This window comes from Micromonospora sp. NPDC047644 (assembly GCF_040704315.1).
Lineage (GTDB): Bacteria > Actinomycetota > Actinomycetes > Mycobacteriales > Micromonosporaceae > Micromonospora.
Genome location: NZ_JBEYSY010000019.1, coordinates 21,384 through 41,754, shown reverse-complemented (window position 1 = coordinate 41,754; position 20,371 = coordinate 21,384). Strand labels below are relative to the sequence as shown.

General features: G+C 73.7%; 19 protein-coding genes. 11 read left to right on the top strand and 8 right to left on the bottom strand.

Annotated features, from left to right (window positions below):
- Positions 1 to 56: 56 nt before the first annotated feature.
- The gene (locus tag AB0877_RS27300; protein ID WP_366612433.1) at positions 57 to 1,043 is read right to left on the bottom strand and encodes a YihY/virulence factor BrkB family protein; all 987 of its coding nucleotides are present in this window, start codon (positions 1,041 to 1,043) and stop codon (positions 57 to 59) included.
- Positions 1,044 to 1,221: 178 nt separating this feature from the next.
- On the opposite strand from AB0877_RS27300, the gene AB0877_RS27295 reads away from it, so the two are divergent.
- A complete protein-coding gene (locus AB0877_RS27295; protein WP_210785235.1) occupies positions 1,222 to 1,623 on the top strand; it encodes a ChaB family protein in 402 nt (133 codons plus the stop codon).
- A gap of 72 nt (positions 1,624 to 1,695) precedes the next feature.
- Here AB0877_RS27295 and AB0877_RS27290 read toward each other — a convergent pair whose 3' ends face one another.
- Complete coding sequence (locus AB0877_RS27290; RefSeq protein ID WP_366612432.1) at positions 1,696 to 3,129, bottom strand: aldehyde dehydrogenase family protein; 1,434 nt, start codon at positions 3,127 to 3,129, stop codon at positions 1,696 to 1,698.
- A 72-nt stretch (positions 3,130 to 3,201) separates the two neighbouring features.
- Here AB0877_RS27290 and AB0877_RS27285 point away from each other — a divergent pair, with 72 nt between their 5' ends.
- Entirely contained in the window at positions 3,202 to 4,809 is a 1,608-nt protein-coding gene (locus AB0877_RS27285; protein WP_366612431.1) for an NAD(P)/FAD-dependent oxidoreductase, read from the top strand.
- A 190-nt stretch (positions 4,810 to 4,999) separates the two neighbouring features.
- On the opposite strand, the gene AB0877_RS27280 is transcribed toward AB0877_RS27285, so the two are convergent.
- The 3 genes from AB0877_RS27280 to AB0877_RS27270 all read right to left on the bottom strand — a co-directional run bounded on the left by AB0877_RS27280 (position 5,000) and on the right by AB0877_RS27270 (position 7,361).
- Complete coding sequence (locus AB0877_RS27280) at positions 5,000 to 5,767, bottom strand: polyprenol monophosphomannose synthase (protein ID WP_355007225.1); 768 nt, start codon at positions 5,765 to 5,767, stop codon at positions 5,000 to 5,002.
- Between the two features lie 149 nt (positions 5,768 to 5,916).
- On the bottom strand, positions 5,917 to 6,918 hold the full coding sequence (locus AB0877_RS27275) for an SDR family oxidoreductase (RefSeq protein WP_366612430.1): 1,002 nt from the start codon (positions 6,916 to 6,918) through the stop codon (positions 5,917 to 5,919).
- 2 nt (positions 6,919 to 6,920) lie between these two features.
- Positions 6,921 to 7,361: an SRPBCC family protein gene (locus AB0877_RS27270; RefSeq protein ID WP_366612429.1), complete on the bottom strand. Its 441-nt coding sequence runs from the start codon at positions 7,359 to 7,361 to the stop codon at positions 6,921 to 6,923.
- 269 nt (positions 7,362 to 7,630) lie between these two features.
- On the opposite strand from AB0877_RS27270, the gene AB0877_RS27265 reads away from it, so the two are divergent.
- From AB0877_RS27265 to AB0877_RS27230, 8 genes are read left to right on the top strand one after another with little or no spacing between them, the layout of a single operon-like run.
- Positions 7,631 to 9,193, top strand: coding sequence for an HAD-IIIA family hydrolase (locus AB0877_RS27265; protein WP_366612509.1), 1,563 nt, complete (start codon positions 7,631 to 7,633; stop codon positions 9,191 to 9,193).
- Positions 9,190 to 10,164 (top strand): glycosyltransferase, encoded by a 975-nt coding sequence (locus tag AB0877_RS27260; RefSeq protein WP_366612428.1) that lies wholly within the window; start codon positions 9,190 to 9,192, stop codon positions 10,162 to 10,164. The genes AB0877_RS27265 and AB0877_RS27260 overlap by 4 nt, the downstream gene beginning before the upstream one ends.
- On the top strand, positions 10,149 to 11,366 hold the full coding sequence (locus tag AB0877_RS27255; protein WP_366612427.1) for a glycosyltransferase: 1,218 nt from the start codon (positions 10,149 to 10,151) through the stop codon (positions 11,364 to 11,366). The genes AB0877_RS27260 and AB0877_RS27255 overlap by 16 nt, the downstream gene beginning before the upstream one ends.
- The gene (locus AB0877_RS27250) at positions 11,363 to 12,079 is read left to right on the top strand and encodes an SIS domain-containing protein (RefSeq protein WP_366612508.1); all 717 of its coding nucleotides are present in this window, start codon (positions 11,363 to 11,365) and stop codon (positions 12,077 to 12,079) included. Before AB0877_RS27255 ends, AB0877_RS27250 begins: the two co-directional genes overlap by 4 nt.
- Positions 12,080 to 12,119: 40 nt before the next feature.
- Positions 12,120 to 13,580 carry a PfkB family carbohydrate kinase gene (locus AB0877_RS27245; protein WP_366612426.1) on the top strand — a complete coding sequence of 487 codons (1,461 nt, stop codon included), beginning with the start codon at positions 12,120 to 12,122 and terminating at the stop codon, positions 13,578 to 13,580.
- Positions 13,577 to 14,278, top strand: a complete 702-nt coding sequence (locus AB0877_RS27240; protein ID WP_355007232.1) for an SDR family oxidoreductase — start codon at positions 13,577 to 13,579, stop codon at positions 14,276 to 14,278. The genes AB0877_RS27245 and AB0877_RS27240 overlap by 4 nt, the downstream gene beginning before the upstream one ends.
- Positions 14,275 to 15,228, top strand: a complete 954-nt coding sequence (locus tag AB0877_RS27235) for a glycosyltransferase family 9 protein (RefSeq protein WP_366612425.1) — start codon at positions 14,275 to 14,277, stop codon at positions 15,226 to 15,228. The genes AB0877_RS27240 and AB0877_RS27235 overlap by 4 nt, the downstream gene beginning before the upstream one ends.
- Positions 15,212 to 16,195 (top strand): DNA topoisomerase IB, encoded by a 984-nt coding sequence (locus tag AB0877_RS27230; protein ID WP_366612424.1) that lies wholly within the window; start codon positions 15,212 to 15,214, stop codon positions 16,193 to 16,195. The genes AB0877_RS27235 and AB0877_RS27230 overlap by 17 nt, the downstream gene beginning before the upstream one ends.
- Before the next feature lie 155 nt (positions 16,196 to 16,350).
- Here AB0877_RS27230 and AB0877_RS27225 read toward each other — a convergent pair whose 3' ends face one another.
- On the bottom strand, positions 16,351 to 17,385 hold the full coding sequence (locus AB0877_RS27225) for a helix-turn-helix domain-containing protein (protein WP_366612423.1): 1,035 nt from the start codon (positions 17,383 to 17,385) through the stop codon (positions 16,351 to 16,353).
- 9 nt (positions 17,386 to 17,394) lie between these two features.
- Positions 17,395 to 18,159: a TetR/AcrR family transcriptional regulator gene (locus AB0877_RS27220; RefSeq protein WP_366612422.1), complete on the bottom strand. Its 765-nt coding sequence runs from the start codon at positions 18,157 to 18,159 to the stop codon at positions 17,395 to 17,397.
- A gap of 82 nt (positions 18,160 to 18,241) precedes the next feature.
- Between AB0877_RS27220 and AB0877_RS27215 the strand changes: the two genes are divergently transcribed.
- Positions 18,242 to 19,876, top strand: a complete 1,635-nt coding sequence (locus tag AB0877_RS27215; protein WP_366612421.1) for an MFS transporter — start codon at positions 18,242 to 18,244, stop codon at positions 19,874 to 19,876.
- Here AB0877_RS27215 and AB0877_RS27210 read toward each other — a convergent pair.
- Positions 19,821 to 20,324, bottom strand: a complete 504-nt coding sequence (locus tag AB0877_RS27210) for a hypothetical protein (RefSeq protein ID WP_366612420.1) — start codon at positions 20,322 to 20,324, stop codon at positions 19,821 to 19,823. The genes AB0877_RS27215 and AB0877_RS27210 overlap by 56 nt on opposite strands.
- Positions 20,325 to 20,371: the final 47 nt, after the last annotated feature.

The following is a 20,371-nucleotide window of genomic DNA, read 5'->3' as shown; positions in this document are numbered from 1 at the left end:
CGGCACCGGCCCTCGGTCCGGCCGGGGGCCGGACATCCGGGCCGGAAACGCCAGGCTCAGTCGTCGGCGGGCTTGCGCGGCGGCAGCACCGGGTCCTCCGGGTCCGGTTCGCCGGCCTGCAACCGCCGCCCGCGCTGGACCTCCGCGTTGATCTGCACACCGAGCATCAGTGCCGAGTTGGACAGGTAGAGCCAGACCAGGAACGCGATGGCCGCCCCGAGGCTGCCGTAGGTCGTGTTGTACGAGCTGAAGTTGGCCACGTAGAGGCCGAAGCCGAAGGAGGCCGCCGCCCAGGAGACCAGGGCCACCGCGCCGCCCGGGGTGAGCCAGCGGAACCGGGGCTGTCGCACGTTCGGCGCGATCCAGAACAGCAGGGACAGCAGCACCATCATGATCATGGCGAGGACCGGCCACTTCGCCACGCTCCACGTCGTGCGGGCCAGGCCGCCGGCGTTGATGAGGTCGCCGACCGCGTCGGTGACCGGCCCGCTGACGATCAGGCCGAGGGCGACCACCGCGAGCAGCACGAGCGTGATCGCCGCCAGGCCGATCTGCAGCGGCCGGAGCTTCCAGACCGGGCGGCCCTCGGTCACCCCGTAGACCGCGTTCGACGCCCGGGTGAACGCGCCGATGAAGCCCGACGCGGACCAGAGCGCGCCGAGCAGACCGAAGCTCAGCAGGAGCTTCGGGTTGCTCTGGTCGAGCACCACTGTCTTGATGACCCCGACCACGCCGCCGTTCTCCGTCGTCAGCACCGACCCGGCGCCGACCTGGTTGGCCAGGTCGACCACGGTGTCCAGGGTCCGCTCCCCGTCGGAGACCAGGCCGACCAGCGCCACCACCACGATGGCGGACGGAAAGAGCGCCAGGACCCCGTAGTAGGTCAGCGCGGCGGCCCAGTCGGAGCAGTTGTCGTTGACGAAGTTCTGCACGCTGCGGACCAGCACCCCGCGCCAGGTCCGCCAGCTCAGCTGCCGCATCCGTCGGGGCACCCGGGCGTGCGGAGTGCCATCGAGCGTCGTACCCGGCTCCGTGGTCGTCATGCCCGCTCCCTGCGCCCCGGCCGCCGGATGACCGGTCGTCCCGGTTCTGGCCTGGACGCGGCGGTACCCGGACGGCGAAATCGACAAACCCCCACCAGGCCCGGTGGTGCCGCCAGGGTTTGCCGCCGCGTACCAGGGGAACTCTCACAGTCACCCTGTCGACACGGAGGAGGACGAGATGCCCGGGCGCGAAGACCTGCCCAGCACGCTGCGACGCTCCCCGGAGAAGGCGCAGCGCACCTGGGAGAAGACGCACGACTCGGCGGTGGAGACCTACGGCGAGGGGGAGCGGTCGCACCGCACCGCCTTCGCCGCGGTGAAGCACCAGTTCGAAAAGGTGGGCGACCACTGGGAGCCGAAGGGCCGCAAGGGACCCAGCGACCAGCAGGCCGCCGGCGGCGGTCCGGAACGACGGGCCCCCACCGCCGGTGGCGTGGACGCCAACGCCACCAAGGACCACCTGATGTCGGTGGCCCGCAAACTCGACGTGCCCGGGCGGTCCAGCATGACCAAACCGGAGCTGGTCACGGCCATCGAGAAGGCCAACGACCGCGCCACCCGCAAGGCCCGCGGCGACTGATCGCCGCCGCACCGGAACACAACCGACGCGGTACGGGCGGACGCTCCACCCCTGCGTCCGCCCGTGCTGTTCTCACCAGTGCCCGCCCCCCGGCGCCTCAATGTGCACCGCCTTCGTCGCGGTGAACTCGTCCAGCAGCTCCGGGCCGTACCCGAAACCCTGCCCGCTGGCCCGGCGCGGATGCGCGGCACCCCCCGGCGCACCCCCGAACACCGCGTTGACCTTGACCGTGCCCACCGGCAGCTCCCGCCACGCCCGCTGCGCGTGACTCATCGACGGGGTCAACACCGTAGCGGCCAGCCCGTACGGGGAGTCCGCGGCGCAGCGCAACGCCTCGCCGAACGAGTCGACGACCACCACTGGGGCGACCGGCCCGAAGGTCTCCTCCCGGACCAACGGCATGTCGTGGCGACAGTCGGTGACGACGGTGGCCGGGTAGAACGCCCCCGGTCCGTCCGGCACCTCGCCGCCCACCCGCACCCGTGCGCCGTCCGCCAGCGCGGCGGCCACCTGACCGTGCACGTGGTCCCGGTGCCGCCGGTCGACCAGCGGACCCAGCTCGGTGCCCGGGTCCCGGCCCGGCCCGACCCGCAGCGCCGCGGCGCGTCGGACCAGCGCGGCCACGAAATCGTCGGCCACCTCCCGGTGCACGTAGAGCCGCTCCACCGCCACGCAGATCTGCCCGGCGTTGGCGAACGCGCCGAGCGCGGCCTGCTCCGCCGCCCACTCCGGGTCGACGCCAGCGTCCACGATCAACGGGTCACTGCCGCCGTTCTCCAGGAGCACCTTCGCCCCGGTACGGGCCGCCGCAGCGGCGATCGCCCGCCCGGTCGCCGTGGAACCCACGTGGGCCACCACGTCGACGTCCTGCGCCGCCAGCGCCGCACCCACCTCCGGGCCGCCGGTGAGCAACGACAACACCCCGGCCGGCAGTGCCTCGTCCAGTGCTCGGGCCAGCATCCAACCCGTCGCCGGTGTGCGTTCGCTCGGCTTGTAGAGCACCACGTTCCCGCTCACCAGGGCCGCTGCGAGCAGTCCACAGGAGACCGCCACCGGGTCGTTCCACGGGGTGATCGCCGCGACCACCCCGCGTGGCTGCGGGGTCAGGAAGTCCAGCGCGGCGTTCTCGCCGTTGAGCGTGCGCCCGCCGCGCAGCGGCGCCAGTTCCGCATACTGTCGCAGGGTGCCGATTCCCGCCTCGACGCCGCCGCGGGCGTCCGCCAACGGCTTGCCCATCTCCGCGGTGACCGCCGCCGCCAACTCCTCGACGACCGCCTCGACCGCGTCCGCGGCCCGGTGCAGCGCCGCCGCCCGTTCCGCCGGGGCGGTCGCCGCCCACTGGGCCGCCACGTTGCGGGCCGCCTGGGTCGCCTTGCCCACCTCGTCGGCGGTGGCCACCGGCACCGTGCTCACCGGCGTGTCGTCCGCCGGATCACGCACCACCAGTTCGCCGCCGTCGCCGCCCGCACCCCACACCCCGCCCACCAGCTGCGCAACCGTGTACATGCGGCGCTGGATGCCCCGGCCTCGACGAGGCAAACGCGTTTCGCCCGGTTGCGTGCCGGGTAGGCGGATCCGATGACAACCACCACCGCGCCGAGCGCGGACGCCGTCATCGTCGGGGCCGGGCACAACGGCCTGGTGGCGGCCAACCTGCTGGCCGACGCCGGCTGGGACGTGGTGGTGCTGGAGGCGACCGCGGTGCCCGGCGGCGCGGTCCGCTCCGCCGAGGTCACCGCGCCCGGTTACCTGAGCGACCTCTACAGCTCGTTCTACCCCCTCGGGTACGCCTCGCCCGTGCTGGGCGACCTGGACCTGGGCCGGCACGGGCTGTCCTGGCGGCACTCGCCGGACGTGCTGGCGCACCTGCTGCCCGACGGTCGAGCCGCGGTGATCAATCGGGATCCGGACGTCACCGCCGCGTCGCTGGAGCAGTTCGCTCCCGGGGACGGTAAGCGCTGGCTCAACGCGTACACCGACTGGCTCGACGTGGCCGAGCCGATGCTGGAGGCGATCACCTCGCCGTTCCCGCCGGTCCGCGGCGGGGTGGGCCTGCTGCGTCGGTTGCGCGTCGCCGGCGCGCTGCGACTCGCGCGCCGACTCGTCGTACCGGTCCGCAAACTTGGCAGCGAACTCTTCGACGGTCCCGGCGGGCCGGCCCTGCTGGCCGGTTGTGCCCTGCACACCGACCTGTCCCCGGAGGAGGCCGGCTCTGGGGTGTACGGCTGGCTGCTGGCCATGCTCGGCCAGCAGATTGGCTGGCCGGTGCCCGACGGCGGCGCGCAGCAGATCACCAACGCGCTGGTGGATCGGCTCCAGGCGCGCGGCGGCGCGATCCTCTACGGCGCTCCGGTCGACCGGGTGCTCACCGCCCGAGGCCGGGCGATGGGGGTCCGGACCGTCGGCGGCGCGCTCTGGAGAGCCCGCCGGGCGGTGCTCGCCGACGTGCCGGCACCGGCGCTCTACCTCGACCTGGTCGGTGCCGCGGCACTGCCGTCCCGGCTGGTGGAGGACCTGGCGCACTTCCGGTGGGACGGCTCCACGCTGAAGGTGGACTGGGCGCTCTCCGCGCCGATGCCCTGGACGAACCGGCAGTTGGCCGGTGCCGGCACCGTCCACCTCGGGGCCGACCTGAACGGGCTCACCCACTACGCCAGCGAACTGGCCCGTGGCCAGCTGCCCCGCGACCCGTTCCTGCTGGTCGGGCAGATGTCGGTGGCGGACCCGAGTCACTCACCGCCGGGCACCGAGTCGCTGTGGTCGTACACCCATCTGCCGTTCCGGCGGGACTGGCGGGCCGAGGAGGTCGCCGGGCACGTGCAGCGGATGGAGGACGTGCTGGAGGCCGCGGCCCCGGGTTTCCGCAGCCTGATCGTGGGCCGACACGTGGCCGGGCCGGCCGATCTGGAGAAGGGCAACCCGAGCCTGGTCGGTGGGACGCTCGGCGGCGGGACGGCCGCCGCGTACCAGCAGCTCTTCCTGCGCCCGATCCCGGGCCTGGGTCGGGCGGACACCCCGGTGGACCGGCTCTTCCTGGCCAGCGCTTCGGCGCACCCCGGCGGCGGTGTGCACGGCGCGCCCGGCGCGAACGCCGCCCGGGCGGCCCTGGCCCGCGACCGAGCGCTCACCGGCCGCGCGTACGCCGCAGCCATCGCCACCGCCCACAAAGCCATCTACCCCGTGTAACACCCCGCACCCCGCCGCGCCCCGGGCCGCGCCGCCCCGCGCCGTCGATCAAGGAGTTGTGGTGGGTGACAAAGTGCTCAACCGGGTGCTGAACCGGCACCACAACTCCATGATCAACCGGGCCGGGTGGGGCCGGGGCGGGCGGGGCGGGGCGGGGCGGGGCGGGGCGGGCGCTTGGGTGTGTGGTGGTTCAGCGGGTTATGTTGCGGTGTTTGCTGCGGAGGCGGAAGGGCATCAGGGCGCTCTCCACCTTGGTCGCGGTGGTCATCTTGGAGACGCCGTCGCGCCGCTCCTCGAAGCGGATCGGCACCTCCAGGATCGTGTGCCCCAGCTTGGTGGCGAGGTAGTGCATCTCCACCTGGAAGCTGTAGCCGTTGGACTGCACCCGCTCCAGGTCGATGTCGCGCAGGGCTTCGGCCCGCCAGATCTTGAACCCGGCGGTGAGGTCCCGGATGCGGACCCTCAGCAGGGTGTGCACGTAGAGGTTGGCCCAGCCGCTGAGCGCCCTGCGGTAGAGCGGCCAGTTCTCGTCCAGCTCGCCGCCGGGCACGTAGCGGGAACCGATCACCACACTGGCCTGGGTGGAGAGCAGCGCGCCGAGCATCCCTGGCAGCGCCTCGGGTGGGTGCGAGAGGTCGGCGTCCATCTGCGCGACGTACTCGGCGCCGCCCTCGATCGCCCGGGTCATCCCGTCCACGTACGCCCGGCCGAGACCCTCCTTGCCGGCGCGGTGCACGACCTCGATCCGGTCGGGGTTCTCGATGGCCAACTTGTCGGCCACCTCCCCGGTGCCGTCGGGGGAGTTGTCGTCGGCGACGAGGATGCGCAGCCCTGGCAGCGGCAGCGCGAGCAGTCGCTCGACCAGCGTCGGAAGGTTGCCCGCCTCGTTGTAGGTGGGCACGACGACGGTCAGGCGTGCGTCCCGCCACGGCGACGGCAACTGCACCGGCTTGATCATGTCGGTCATCCTCGGTTTGCGGACAAGGGTCATGGAAAGGGTATCTAGTTCCCGCATTCGGTCGGAGGGAGGCACCCCTCCCGGGTGTCGCGGGCCCTCGCCGCCCACCGCGCGCGGGCGTCGAACCCCTGGTCAGAGCTTTGTAGGGGTCAGCGCCGACGGCGAGCGACCGCGCTGAGTGCGAGCGCCGCGACGGCGAGCGCCACACCCGAGAGCGCCGGTTTGTGCGTGCCGACCCAGAGCGCCGCCGAACGGTCCCGCGCCTGTTCACGGAACACGCCCGCCGTGCCCCGGTCCGTGTCCGCATCGCCCGGGTGATCCAGATTGTCGCGCCAGGTCGCCGGATCGATCTTCTCGCCGGTCTGCTGGCTGTCGTAGCCGTCGCGGGCCAGCTTGCGGTCCAGCAGGCCGGGGAACAGGGCGTCACCCACCCGCGCCTGCCAGGTCGGGCCACCCACGTTCAGCTCCCTGGTGCCGCGGTCGGCGGCCCAGACGACGGCGCGGGCGGCCAGCTCCGGAGTGAAGATCGGCGGCACCGGCTGCGGATGCCGGGGCAGCCGGGTGCGGACCCAGGAGAACTGCGGCGTGTTGACCGCGGGTAGCTGCACCATCGACAACTTCACCCCCGGGCAGTCGTGCAGCAGCTCGGCGCGCAGCGAGTCGTTGAACCCCTGGACGGCGTGTTTGCTGGCGCAGTACGCGGACTGCAGCGGGATCCCCCGGTAGGCCAACGCCGATCCCACCTGGACGATCGTGCCCCGCCCGTGCGCCCGCATGTGCCGCAGCGCGGCGAGGGTGCCGTGCACGGTGCCCAGGTAGGTGACCTCGGTGACCCGACGGAACTCGCGCGCCGGGATCTCCCAGGCCGGCGCGAACACCGAGGCCATCGCGTTGTTGATCCACACGTCGATGCCGCCCCAGTGGTGCACCACGTCGTCGGCGGCCTGCTGCACCGCGCCCGCGTCGGCCACGTCGACCCGGTACACGCGTACGTCCGTCGCGCCGCGCAGTCGGCACTCCCGCTCGGCGGCGACCAGACCGGCCTCGCCCCGTGCCAGCAGCGCCAGCCGGGCGCCGCGAGCCGCGTACGCGTGGGCCACGGCCCGGCCGACGCCGGCGCTCGCCCCGGTCACCACCACGGTCCGTGTCACTGTCACCCCTTCTGCCGGGTGGCGATGTCGGAGAGCCGGGCCAGCGTCTCCCGGTTACGCCGGTGCAGGACGAGATCGTTGATCTTGTTGTGGACCCAGCGGAGCGGTCCGGCCGCGAAATCCTCCCCGAGACGCACCCGGGTGGCGCCGTCGCCGACCGGTTCGAGGGTGAAGGCCACGATCGCCTCGCCCGCCGGCCAGAGACCGGCCTTGAGCACGAGCCGGTGCGGCGGTTCGCAGACCAGCACCGTCGAGGCGTCCTGCAACGAGATCGGCCATGGGCCGGCCCGGTGATGCAGTTGGCTGCCCACCCGGGGCCAGGCCTCGTCCACGTCCCGCATGTGTGCGGTGCCCACCACCCAGTCGCTGTACGTCCAGCCGTCGGAGAGCACGTCGAACACCTGCTGCGGGGGCGCGTCGATCACTTTCTCCACAATTGCCACTGGGCTTTCATACCCACGCCACGCACCGGCTAACGACCGGCGGGGTTAGCTTCTCCGGGGCGGCGGGTAAGGCCTGCGCGGGGCAACGCTTTCGGCGCTGGCCCACCCCTTCGACGGCGACGTTTACTCCTCGGGGCGCAGGGAACCCGCCGGCTGTGCGACAGGACCAGGAGGATCCGTATCAGCGCAGGTCAGCCCCGGTGTACGCCGCTGCTGACCGCGCCGGCTCCGGATCTGTCGCAAGCCCCCGAGCGGTGCTCTACGACGCGGTGCTGCTGGACCGCGACGGCACCCTGATCGAGGACGTGCCGTACAACGGCGACCCGGAGAAGGTACGGCCGGTGCCCGGCGCGCGGGCGGCGCTGGACCGGCTGCGCGCGTCCGGGCTGCGGCTGGCGGTCGTCACCAACCAGTCGGGCCTGGCCCGGGGGTACTTCACCGCTGAGCAGATGTGGGCGGTGCACGCCCGCGTCGAGGAGCTGCTGGGCCGGTTCGACGCGTGGCTGGTCTGCCCACATGATGACGCCGACGGCTGTGACTGCCGCAAGCCGGCGCCGGGCCTGGTGTATGCCGCCGCCCGCGAGCTGGGCACGACGCCGTCCCGCTGCGTACTCGTGGGCGACATCGGCCGGGACGTCGCCGCCGCCCTGGCCGCCGGGGCCGCGGGTGTGCTGGTGCCGACCCCGGTGACCCGGCCGGAGGAGGTCGCCGCCGCCGGGTGGGTGGCCAACGACCTACCGGCCGCGGTGGCGGAGATCCTGCGCCGCCAACAGGCCGTGCAGCCCGCGACCCCGCCCACCGAACCGGTACGGACGGCGCTGGTGGTCCGCTCGGACTCGGCCGGTGACGTGCTGGTCACCGGCCCGGCGATCCGCGCCGTCGCGGCCGGGGCGCAGCGGGTGGTGCTGCTGTGCGGTCCGCGCGGTCGGGCCGCCGCCAACCTGTTGCCCGGCGTCGACGAGATCATCGAACATCCGCTGCCGTGGATCGATCCCACGCCGGGGCAGGTCGACCCGGCGGCCGTGCGGAGCCTGACCGCGCGGTTGGGCGCGGTCGGCGCCGACCAGGCGGTGGTGTTCACCTCGTTCCACCAGTCCGCCCTGCCACTGGCGCTGCTCTTGCGGATGGCGGGGGTCGACCGGATCGCGGCGATCAGCGACGACTATCCGGGCTCGCTGCTGGACATCCGGCACCGCGTGCCGGTGGGCGTTCCCGAACCCGAACGTGCCCTCTCCCTGGCCGCCGCCGCCGGCCATCGGCTGCCCGACGGCGACGAACCGGTCCTGCGGCTGCGTCGGGACGCCGTGCCAGCCCGCCCGGCCGACCTGGGCGATCCGGGGTACGTGGTGTTGCACCCCGGGTCGGCGGCGTCGAGCCGGGCCTGCCCGCCCGACGTGGCCACCCGGATCGCCGGGGCGCTGGCCGACGCCGGGCACCGGGTGCTGGTCACCGGCGGCCCGGACGAGCGGGCCGTCACCGCCCAGGTCGCCGCGGCCGGCGGGACCGACCTGGGCGGCCGCACCGACCTGGCCGGGCTGGCCGCGATCGTCGCGGACGCCAGCGCGGTGGTGGTCGGTAACACCGGGCCCGCGCACCTGGCGGCAGCCGCCGGTGTACCGGTGGTGAGTCTCTTCGCGCCGACCGTCCCGTTCGGCCAGTGGGGGCCCTACCGGGTGCCCACCGTCCGGCTCGGCGACGCCGCCGCGCCCTGCCGGGACACCCGGGCGGCCAGTTGCCCGGTCCCCGGGCATCCCTGCCTCAGCGGCGTCGACCCGATCGACGTGGTCGCCGCGGTCCGGACCCTCACCGCCGGCGGTGGTGGCGGCCGATGAACATCCTGCTCTGGCACGTGCACGGCTCCTGGACCACGTCGTTCGTGCACGGCAGCCACCGCTACCTGATTCCCACCACACCCGACCGTGGCCCGTACGGCCTCGGCCGGGCCCGCACCTACCCGTGGCCGGACAGCGCGGTCGAGGTCAGCCCGGAGGAGTTGCCGAGCGCGGACGTCGACCTGGTCATCCTGCAACGGCCCGAGGAGATCGACCGGGCCGAGCAGTGGCTGCGTCGCCGCCCCGGCCGCGACCTTCCCGCGATCTACGTCGAGCACAACACCCCCAAGGGCGACGTGCCGAACACCCGTCACCCGATGGCCGACCGTGACGACCTGCTCATCGCCCACGTCACCGGGTTCAACCAGATCTTCTGGGACACCGGCGCCACCCGCACCACGGTGGTCGACCACGGCATCGTCGCCCCCTCCGCGTCCTACACGGGGGAGCTGGACCGGCTCGCCGTGGTGATCAACGAACCGGTGCGGCGAGGTCGGGTCACCGGCACCGATCTGCTGCCCCAGTTCGCCGAGATCGCGCCGCTGGACGTGTTCGGCATGGGCGTCGCCGGCCTGGCCGACCACCTCGGGCTGCCCGCTGACCGGCTGACCAGCCACGACGACGTGCCCCAGGAGCGGATGCACACCGAGTTGGCCCGGCGGCGGGCGTACCTGCACCTGTGCCGGTGGACCTCCCTCGGGCTGAGCCTCATCGAGGCGATGTCGATCGGCATGCCGGTCGTCGCGCTCGCCACCACCGAGGCGGTGATGGCGGTGCCCCCGGAGGCGGGGGCGCTCGCCACCCGGACCGACACCCTGCTCGACGCCGCCCGCCGGTTCATCGCCGAACCGGACACCGCGCGGCAGGCCGGATCGGCGGCGCGAACCGCCGCGCGCGACCGGTACGGCCTCGACCGATTCCTCGCTGACTGGGACCGGCTGCTGGAGGAGGAAGTATGCGGATCGCGATGATCTCGGAGCACGCCAGCCCGCTCGCCGTCCTCGGAGGGGAGGATGCCGGCGGTCAGAACACGCACGTCGCGGAGCTGTCCGCCGCGCTCGCCGCCGCCGGGCACGAGGTGCGGGTCTACACCCGCCGCGACGCGCCCGACCTGCCGGTGACCGTCCACAGCCCGGACGGGTACGACGTGGTGCACGTGCCGGCTGGCCCGGCCGAGCCGGTGGCCAAGGACGCCTTGCTGCCGCACATGCGGGAGTTCAGCCGCTGGCTGATCGAGCGTTGGCGCGGCGGCGACTGGGTGCCCGAGGTGATCCACGCGCACTTCTGGATGAGTGGCCTGGCGGCGCTGACCGCCGGTCGGCAGAGCGGGGTGCCGGTGGTGCAGACGTACCACGCGTTGGGCACTGTGAAGCGCCGCTACCAGGGAGTGCAGGACACCAGCCCGGCCCGCCGGATCTCCTACGAGCGGGAGCTGGGCCGCTCGGTGGACCGGGTCGTCGCGCAGTGCCGTGACGAGGTGGGCGAGCTGGTCCGCATGGGCGTGCCCCGCTCCCGGATGACGGTGGTGCCCTCCGGGGTCAACCTCGCCACCTTCGCCCCGCTCGGGCCGGCCGCCGACCGGGAACCGGGACGGGCCCGCATCCTCACCGTGGGGCGGCTGGTCGAGCGCAAGGGCTTCCAGACCGTGATCCGCGCGATGGAGTTGGTGCCGGACGCCGAGTGCGTGGTCGTCGGCGGCCCACCCGAGGGGCTGTTGGAGACCGACCCGTACGCCCGCCGGTTGCGGGCACTCGCGGAGTCGTGCGGGGTGGCCGATCGGGTGCACCTGGTCGGCGCGGTGCCCCGGGAGGAGATGGGCCGCTGGTACCGCTCGGCCGACCTGCTGGTCGCGGCACCCTGGTACGAGCCGTTCGGGTTGACCCCGCTGGAGGCGATGGCCTGTGGGGTGCCGGTCGTCGGCACAGCCGTGGGCGGCATCCGGGACACCGTGGTCGACGGGACGACCGGTGACCTCGTGCCGGCCCGGGACCCGCACGCGCTGGCCACCGCGATGAAGGGGTTGCTCGACGACCGGATCCGGCGCTTCGCGTACGCGACGGCGGCGCGGGAGCGGGCCCGGGAGCGGTACTCGTGGGCGGCCACCGCCGAGCGGCTGGTCGAGGTCTACAGCGAGGTGGCCGCCGTGCGCCGGCCGACCCGGGTGGTGGCCTGATGCCGACGGGCAGCCTGCTCGACACGCATCTGACGAACCTCGCCGCGGCACTGGTGCCGTACCGACGGTGTGAGCGACAGTTGGCGCGCTGGGGCGCGGACCTGGCCCACCGGCTGGTCGCCGGAGGTCGCCTGCTGGTGGCCGGCAACGGCGGCAGTGCCGCCGAGGCCCAGCACCTCACCGCCGAGTTGGTCGGCAAGCTGCACGACGACCGTCAGCCGCTGTCCGCGATCGCGCTGCACGCCGAGACGAGTGCGCTCACCGCCATCGCCAACGACTACGGCTACACCGAGGTGTACGCCCGCCAGGTGCGCGCCCACGGCCGCCCGGGGGACATCCTGCTATTGCTGAGCACCAGCGGAACCAGCCCCAACCTGGTCGCCGCCGCGCGGGCGGCCCGCGAGGTCGGGGTGAGCACCTGGGCGCTCACCGGAGTCGCCCCCAATCCGCTCGCCGAGGCCTGCGACGACGTGTTGGCCGTCGCGTCCCCGGACACCCAGGTCGTCCAGGAGCTGCACCTGGTGACCAGTCATCTGCTCTGCGAGTACCTCGAACAGGAGTTGCCCGCCGCGCTGGCGGCAGCCGCCGGTCCGGGGGTCGTCCACCCCGTGGCCGGGGAGTCCGCCCCGGCCGGTCGGCTGCCTGCCGCGCCGGTACGCACCGTCGTCGAGGTGGTGCTCGACGGCGGGCCCGGACGGCAGGTCGACGCGTGAGTCGGACAGCGGGTCGACGCGTGAGGATGAGGAGGCAAGCGTGAGGGGACCGGTGGTGGTGCTCGGGGACACCCTGCTCGACCGGGACGTGGAAGGTGTGGTGAACCGGCTCTGCCCGGACTCCCCGGTGCCGGTGCTCGACGAGACGGTGGCCACCGACCGGCCGGGGGGTGCCGGCCTGGCGGCGGTGTTCGCCGCCGCGCAGGGTGCCGAGGTGGTGCTCGTGACGGCGCTCGCCGACGACGCCGGTGGGGCCCGACTGAGTGCGCTGCTGGCCGCCGCCGGCGTGCAGGTGTACCCACTGGCCCTCTCCGGCGCGACGCCGGAGAAGATCCGGCTGCGGGCCCGGGGGCGGGTGCTGCTGCGCCACGACCGGGGCGGCGTGTCCGGGGAGCCGGGTCAGCCCTCCGACGAGGTGCTCCGGGTGATCGCCGAGGCGTCCGCGGTGCTGGTCAGCGATTACGGCCGGGGAGTGGCGCGGGAGCCCGCGCTGCGTGCCGCGTTGGCCGCCACCCGTGCCCCGGTGGTGTGGGACCCGCATCCGCGCGGCCCGGCGGCCGTGCCCGGCGTACACCTGGCCACCCCGAACGAGTCCGAGGTGCGTGACCTGGTCCCCGCGCTACCCGGTGCCTCCCGACTGGCCACCGCGTCGCGGGGTGCCCAGGGACTACGGCGGCGTTGGCGGGCGGGCGCGGTCGCGGTGACGCTGGGCGGCGACGGCGCGTTGCTCTGCCACGCCGGTTCGACGCCGCTGGTGGTGCCGACGCCGGGTAGCGCGGAGGGGGACACCTGCGGTGCCGGCGACCGTTTCGCGGCGGCGGCCAGCGTCGCACTGGCCCAGGGCGCGCTGGTCAGCGAGGCGGTGCAGGTGGCGGTCGCCGAGGCGTCCGCGTACGTGGCCGGTGGGGGAGTGGCCACGGCGCTGCCTCCGTCGGCGCCAGCGGTGCCGACCCGGAGCGCGCCGGGGCCGCGAGCCCTCCAGCCGGGACCACAGGGTGGTGCGGTGGCCGACCGGGTGGGAGTGGCCGCTGTCGCCACACTCCTGGGTGAGGTACGCGCCGCGGGTGGCACGGTGGTGGCGACCGGCGGTTGCTTCGACCTGCTGCACGCCGGGCACGTGGCCACCCTGGAGGCGGCCCGGCAGCTCGGCGACTGCCTGATCGTCTGCCTGAACTCCGACGCCAGCGTGGCCGGGTTGAAGGGGCCGGACCGTCCGGTGCAGTCCGAAGGTGACCGCAGCCGACTGCTGGCCGCGCTGAGCTGTGTCGACGCGGTTCTCGTCTTCGACGAGCCGACCCCGCAGACGGCGCTGTCCTGGGTACGCCCCGACGTCTGGGTCAAGGGCGGCGACTACGCCACCGGTGGTGGGGACGCCGGCGCCGCACTGCCGGAGGCGGAGGTCCTCCGCCGTTGGGGTGGGAACACGGTGGTGGTGCCCTACCTGGACGGTCGTTCCACCACCGACCTGATCGTCCGCACGCTCGCGGAGCGGACCCGATGACCGCCACACGGCCCGGTGCCGGGCCCACCGTCCTGGTCACCGGGGGTGCCAGCGGCCTCGGCGCCGCGGTGGTCGCCGCGGTGGCCGCCTCCGGTGGCCGTCCGGTCGTGCTGGACCGGCAGCCGCCGGCCGACGGGGTGTCCTGGACCGAGTGCGACCTGGCCGACACGCGAGCCGCCGAGGTGGCCACCCGGCACCTCGCCGAGCAGGCCGGTGGCCTGGACGCCGTGGTGACCGCCGCCGGCACGGACGTGCCGGGTCGACTCGCCGACCTGCCGGGGGAGACCTGGGACCGGATCGTCGCCGTCGACCTGCTGGCCACCGCGGCGGTGATCCGGGCCGCGCTGCCGTTCCTGCTCACCTCCCGCGGCCGCATCGTCACCGTCGCCTCGACCCTGGGCGTCAAGGCGGTCAGCGACGCCACCGCGTACTGCGCGGCGAAGTTCGGCGTGGTGGGGTTCACCCGAGCCCTCGCCGCCGAGCTGGCCGGTCAGGTCGGCGTCACCCTGCTCATCCCGGGTGGGATGCGCACCGCGTTCTTCGACGAACGGGACCCGCAGTACAAGCCGGGCCCGGACGCGAACCTCAACGAGCCCGCCGACACCGCCGCCGCGATCATGTTCGCGCTCAATCAGCCGCCCGGCTGCGCGGTGCGCGAGATGGTGGTCTGCGCCGAGCAGGAGACGTCGTACCCGTGATCCTCGTGCTGCGCGCCCTCGGCGTCGGCGATCTGGTGACCGCGGCGCCCGCGCTGCGGGCGCTGCGGGCCGCGTACCCGTCGCGGGAGCTGGTGCTCGCCGCGCCCGGCTGGCTGGCCCCGCTGGTCGACCTGGTCGGTGGCGTGGACCGGCTGGTGGACACCGCGGGGCTGGATCGCCCTCTCCGGGTGGGGTCGGCCCCGTGGATGGCTGTCAACCTGCACGGGCGCGGCCCGCAGTCGCACCGGCTGCTCGCGGCCACCCGGCCCGGTCGGCTTCTCGCCTTCGCCAGCCCGGACGCCGGCTGCGCCGACGGCCCGCGCTGGGATGTCGACGAGCACGAGGTGGACCGGTGGTGCCGGCTGCTGTCCTGGTACGACATTCCGGCCGACCGCGCCGACCTGACCCTGCGTCGGCCCGCCGCGGCGGGGCTGCCCGGTGGTGTCACGGTGCTGCACCCGGGCAGCAAGATCCCGGCCAAGCGGTGGCCCGCCGAGCGGTTCGCCGGCCTGGCCCGGGCGCTGACCGAGCAGGGGCACCGGGTGCTGCTCACCGGCTCGGCCGACGAACGGGCGCTGGCGGCCCGGGTGGCCGAGGCGGCGGGCCTGGGCCCGGACGCCGTGCTGGCCGGCCGGACCGACCTCGGCGTGCTCGCCGCGCTGGTGGCCGACGCCCGGTTGGTGGTCAGCGGGGACACCGGCGTCGCCCACCTGGCCACCGGGTACGGCACCCCGTCGGTCGTCCTCTTCGGGCCGGTGCCACCGGCGCGGTGGGGGCCTCCACCGGATCGGCCACGGCATCGGGTGCTCTGGGCCGGCGAGCGGGATTGGCCCAGGTGGGATGGGGTAGGAAGCCACCCGACGATGGCGGCTCTGCGCCTCGACGAGGTGCTGGCCGCCGTGGCCGAGGTGGAGAGGGTGGTGCGGGTCTCCGGTGCGGTTGCGGCGTAGCGACCCGGGTCGACCGGGGTACGGACGGCGTCGGCGCGGTCGGGGCTGGCTCTTCGTCGACCCGTCCGGGGCGCCGGTGCGGGATCCGGACGTCCTGGCCCGGCTGCGGGAGTTGGTCATCCCACCGGCCTGGCGGGACGTGTGGATCGCGCCGCACCCGAACGGGCACATCCAGGCGATCGGGATCGACGCGGCCGGACGCAAGCAGTACGTCTACCACCCGCAGTGGCGGGAGAAGCAGGACGAGGCGAAGTTCGACCGCGTGCTGGAGGTGGCCCGGCGGCTGCCGACGCTGCGTGAGCGGGTGGGGCGCGACCTGGACGGGCGTGGACTGGGGCGGGACCGGGTGCTGGCCACCGTGGTCCGGCTGCTGGACATGGGGATGTTCCGGGTCGGCAGCGACCAGTACGCCGCCGGCGACGACCCGACCTACGGGGTCGCCACCCTGCGCCCCGAGCATGCCCGGTCCCGCGGTGACTGCGTGGTGCTCGTGTTTCCCGCGAAGGGGGGCATCGAGCAGGTACGCCGGATCGACGACCCGGAGCTGTGCCAGGTGTTGGCCAACCTGCGCCGTCGTCGGCGACGGGCGGAGCGGCTGTTCGGTTACTGGGACGGCAGGGAGTGGCGCGATGTGCGCAGCGACGAGGTCAACGGCTACCTGCGCGACGCCAGCGGTGGGGAGATGACGGCGAAGGACTTCCGCACCTGGCACGCCACGGTGCTCGCGGCCACCGAGTTGGCCACCGCCGGCCCGGCCCGTTCGGTGACCGCCCGGCGCAAGGCGGTAGTGGCCGTGATGCGTGCGGTGGCGGAGCTGCTGGGTAACACGCCGACGGTGGCTCGCGCGTCCTACGTGGACCCACGGGTGGTCGACCTCTACCACGACGGAGTGGTGGCGTCGGTGGATCCGCGGGCGCCGCGTGAGGAGGCGGAGCAGGTGGTCCTGAAGCTGCTGGAGGGGGCCTGACCGGCTCCGCCGGCGATTCTGGGGGGAAGCGCGACGGAGCCGGAGCCTCGGGCCTGCGCGGGATGCCACCGGGCGGCCGCCCGCCGCTCGCGCGGCGGGCGCCTCGCCACGGCCCCCGTTGGCGGCCCACCAGGTGATGGCCGGCCGCGTTGGTGTCAGTCTGCCGGCAGCGAGTTGACCGTGGACGCCCGGCGGTTGACGATCCGCGCCAAATCCGAGCCGCTGTCGCGGTGTTCCTGCGGGGTGGTGCCGTACGCGCCCCGGAAAGCTCGGCTGAAGTGGGCCTTGTCGGAGAAGCCCCACCTCGCCGCGACGGTCTGCACCGGCTGGTTGCGCAGCGCCGGGTCGATCAGGTCGCGCCAGCACCGGGCCAGCCGCAGATCCCGGATGTACGACGCCACTGTGGTGTCCTCGGCCTCGAACAACCGGTGCAGGGACCGCACCGAGATGTGGTGGGCGTCGGCGACCACCTGCGGACCGAGGGCCGCGTCGCCGAGGTGGCGGTGGATGTACGACTGCACCTGGGTGAGCAGCGCCCGGCGGCGGACCTCGGTCGGCACGGCGTCCTCGGCGACGAGGTGCCGGCCGAGCATGGTGGTGGCCAGGTCGAGCCCCACCGCGCCGAGCCGGCTGGCGTCGGCGGCATGGTACTGCTCGGGACGCCCGGTGATCTGGATCAGGAACTGCGCCAGCAACGCCCCGATTCCCTCGCTGCCGGACATCCGGCCGCCGTAGAGCGCTGCCATCCGCTGCGGCGGTAGGGGCAGCGCGGCGTGCGGGATCATCGTGGTGATCGAGGTGGCCCGCTCCCGCTCCGGCTCCGTCGCGTGGTGACCGAGGTCGTGCGGCAGGGACGCGTTGTAGAAGGTGAACTCACCGGCCAGGATCTCGCTGCGGCGACCGTCCTGGCTGGAGGTGCCGACGCCGCCGGTGGTGAGGGCGAGGATGTACAGCTCCGGGTCGGACTGACGGACCATTTTCCGGGTCCGGGCGGCGTGCAGGGAGGGGTACTCGTACTGCGCCAGCTGGATCGGTCCGAGGTCGATGAAGCTGGCGTGGGCGGCGAAGTCGTCGCTGTGGGCGGACCGGACCTGCATCGGCGTCGAGGTGCGTGCGACGAGTTCCAGCCACATCCCGAACCGATCACCGGGTGGCAGGACGGTCGTGTCGAGGGTTTCTCTCGGCAGCATCCGGGCCCCTCAGCCCGCTCGGCGCTGGATCAGGGCCTCGACGCCGTCGAGGATCCGGTCCAGGCCGAAGGCGAACTCGTCGTCGGGGTCGTCGTCCTGGTAGAGCACACCGGCGCTCAGCACCCGGTGCAGCGCGGGGAAACGGGCCGGGTCGATGAGTCGGGCCACCAGCCGACCGTACGCCGGCATCATCTCGCTGGGCTCGACGCCGGCCGCCCGGCTGCCCTCGGCGATCTGCGAGGCGAGGGTGGCCTCGTTGCGGACGTACCCGGTGATCAGCAGGAGCACCGACATCTTCTCGCCCTCGCCGAGCGTGGTGCCGTCGAGGCAGCGCAGCCCGTCCTCCAGCCAGCCGAGCTGCAGCGGGGTGACCGGTGGGCCGCTGATCGGCACCTGCAGCAGCCAGGACCGTCGCCGCAGCACCTCGTGCTCGGCCCAGGCCCACCGGGTGAGGCCGGCGCGCCAGTGGTCCTCCGGCTCGGCTGGGCCGGGGGACGGGCCGTACCCGGTGTCCACCATGAGCATGAGCAGCTCGTCCTTCGAGCCGACGTACCGGTAGAGGGCCATGGTCGCCGCGCCCAACTCCTTGGCCACCCGGCTCATCGAGACGGCCGTCAGGCCGTCGGCGTCGGCCACGCGTACGGCGGCGTCCACGATGGTGGGCACGCTCAATCCCGGCCGGGGGCCCTTGGGTGGCCGCTCCCGGAGGCCCCACGCGCTCTCGATGGCCGGCGGGAGTACGGGTCCGCCGTCGTCGTCTGTCTTCGCCGCCACATTTCCTCCTTGCCCCGCCATCCTAGTTCTGCGTATGGTCTACGCATTACAGCGTACGTCATACGCAGAAGGAGAACTGATCATGACGATCACCACCACACCGGCACCGCGGGCGGGCCGGCGGGAGTGGATCGGGCTCACCGTGCTGATGCTGCCGCTGCTCCTGGTCTCGATGGACGTGTCGGTGCTCTATTTCGCCGTCCCGTTCATCAGCGCGGAGTTGCGCCCCACCGCCACCGAGCAGCTCTGGATCTTCGACATCTACGGCTTCGTGCTGGCCGGGCTGCTCATCACCATGGGCGCTCTGGGGGACCGGATCGGCCGACGCCGACTCCTGTTGATCGGCGCCGTCGCGTTCGGCGGCGCGTCGCTGCTGGCCGCGTACGCCGACAGCACCGCGACGCTCATCGCCGCGCGTGCCGTGCTCGGCGTCGGTGGGGCCACCCTGATGCCCTCGACGCTGGCCCTGGTGCGCAACATGTTCCACGACGCCACGCAGCGCGGCACCGCCATCGCCGTCTGGACCGCCACCCTCACCGGCGGCATCGCGATCGGGCCGGTGCTCAGCGGCATCCTGCTGGAGCACTTCTGGTGGGGCTCGATCTTCCTGATCAACATCCCGGCGATGCTGCTCCTGCTCCTGCTCGTCCCGTTCCTGGTGCCCGAGTTCCGCAACCCGGCGGCCGGGCGGTTCGACCTGGTCAGCGCGGCACTGTCGCTCGGGGCGCTGCTGCCGGTGATCTACGGCATCAAGGAGATGGCCCGGGACGGCCTCAGCCCGGCGCGGATCCTCGCCATCGTCGGCGGTCTGCTGGTGGCGACGCTCTTCCTGCACCGGCAGCGGACCCGGGCGTACCCGATGGTCGACCTCGGCCTGTTCCGCCGTCGCGGCTTCGCCGGATCACTCGCTGTCAACCTGCTGGCGATGTTCGCCATCGTCGGTTTCGCCATCTTCACCACCCAGCACCTTCAACTGGTGCTCGGCCTGAGCCCGCTGCGGGCGGCACTGTGGAGCCTCGTGCCGTCCCTCGCCGTGGGCGGAGTCGCACCGGCCGCCGCCGCTCTCGCCCAGCGGGTCGAACGGGCGTACCTGATCGCCACGGGGTTCGGGATCGCCGTGGTCGGGTTCGTGGTGTTGACCCGGGTCACCCCGGAGACGCCGCTGTGGCTGCTGCTCGGCGGCGCCAGTGTCTACGCCGCCGGCCTGGTGATGGTGATGTCTCTCGTCACCGAGCTGGTCATCGGCGCGGCGCCACCCGAGCAGGCAGGTGTCGCCTCGGCGCTGACCGAGTCCAGCAGCGAGCTGGGCGGTGCGCTGGGGATGGCGATCCTGGGCAGCGTGGGTGCGGCGGTCTACCGCCGCGAGATCGTCGACGGCCTTCCGGCCGGGCTGCCCGCCGACGCCGGGGCGGCGGCCCAGGAGACCCTGGGCGGTGCGCTCGCGGTCGCCCAGGGATTGCCGGCGGAGCTGGCCGACGCGGTGCGCCACGCCGCCGGTGTGGCGTTCACCGACGGGCTGCACCTGGCCGCGTACGCCGCCATGGCGGTGATGCTGCTGGGCGCGCTCACCGCGCTCGTCACGCTGCGCGGCGTCCGGCCGGCCGACCCCGCGGCGCTGGCCGCCGAGCCGACCGGTCCGGCCGACACGTCGTTGTCGTCGGTCAGTCGACGAGCACGTGCGCGAGCCGGTCGCGGAAACGCCGCTCGGAGTCGCTGACCGACTCGCCGCCGATGCCCAGCAGCCCGCCGCTGGACGCGGCGCCCACCACCTGCTCGGCGATCTTCACGAGCCAGTGCTTGTACGCGCCGGCCTCACCCTCGTCGACCCGCGCGGCCAGCAGGGCGTTGGCCTCGCCGGCCCGAAGCAGCACGTCGTCGATGTACGCCCCGGGGTCGGCGGGCGCGATGACCGGCAGCTCCTCGCCGGTCTCCGGGTCACCGACCCGGGTGACGATCTCGCCGGCCACGGCGACCACCAGCGGGCTGGCCGACTCCCGGCCGGCGGCGATGGTCTCCAGTCCGGCCGCGTTCTCCGCCATGGTCCGGCGGGTGCCGTCGGACTCGGCGGCGCTCGCCGCGGTCAACACCGACTGTGGCAGGCCGACCAGCAGCCCCCACTCCTCGTCGGAGAAACCGAACCCGGTGTACGCCGGCTGCTCGATCACGACAACGCCCCTTCCGCCCTGCTCTTCGTGGTCAATCGGTGTTCTGC

Bases quoted from the DNA above. Each gene is read 5' to 3' on its own strand.
- AB0877_RS27300 (WP_366612433.1), bottom strand. From the start codon at position 1,043: ATGACGACCACGGAGCCGGGTACGACGCTCGATGGCACTCCGCACGCC.
- AB0877_RS27295 (WP_210785235.1), top strand. From the start codon at position 1,222: ATGCCCGGGCGCGAAGACCTGCCCAGCACGCTGCGACGCTCCCCGGAG.
- AB0877_RS27290 (WP_366612432.1), bottom strand. From the start codon at position 3,129: ATGTACACGGTTGCGCAGCTGGTGGGCGGGGTGTGGGGTGCGGGCGGC.
- AB0877_RS27285 (WP_366612431.1), top strand. From the start codon at position 3,202: ATGACAACCACCACCGCGCCGAGCGCGGACGCCGTCATCGTCGGGGCC.
- AB0877_RS27280 (WP_355007225.1), bottom strand. From the start codon at position 5,767: ATGATCAAGCCGGTGCAGTTGCCGTCGCCGTGGCGGGACGCACGCCTG.
- AB0877_RS27260 (WP_366612428.1), top strand. From the start codon at position 9,190: ATGAACATCCTGCTCTGGCACGTGCACGGCTCCTGGACCACGTCGTTC.
- AB0877_RS27255 (WP_366612427.1), top strand. From the start codon at position 10,149: ATGCGGATCGCGATGATCTCGGAGCACGCCAGCCCGCTCGCCGTCCTC.
- AB0877_RS27240 (WP_355007232.1), top strand. From the start codon at position 13,577: ATGACCGCCACACGGCCCGGTGCCGGGCCCACCGTCCTGGTCACCGGG.
- AB0877_RS27225 (WP_366612423.1), bottom strand. From the start codon at position 17,385: ATGCTGCCGAGAGAAACCCTCGACACGACCGTCCTGCCACCCGGTGAT.
- AB0877_RS27215 (WP_366612421.1), top strand. From the start codon at position 18,242: ATGACGATCACCACCACACCGGCACCGCGGGCGGGCCGGCGGGAGTGG.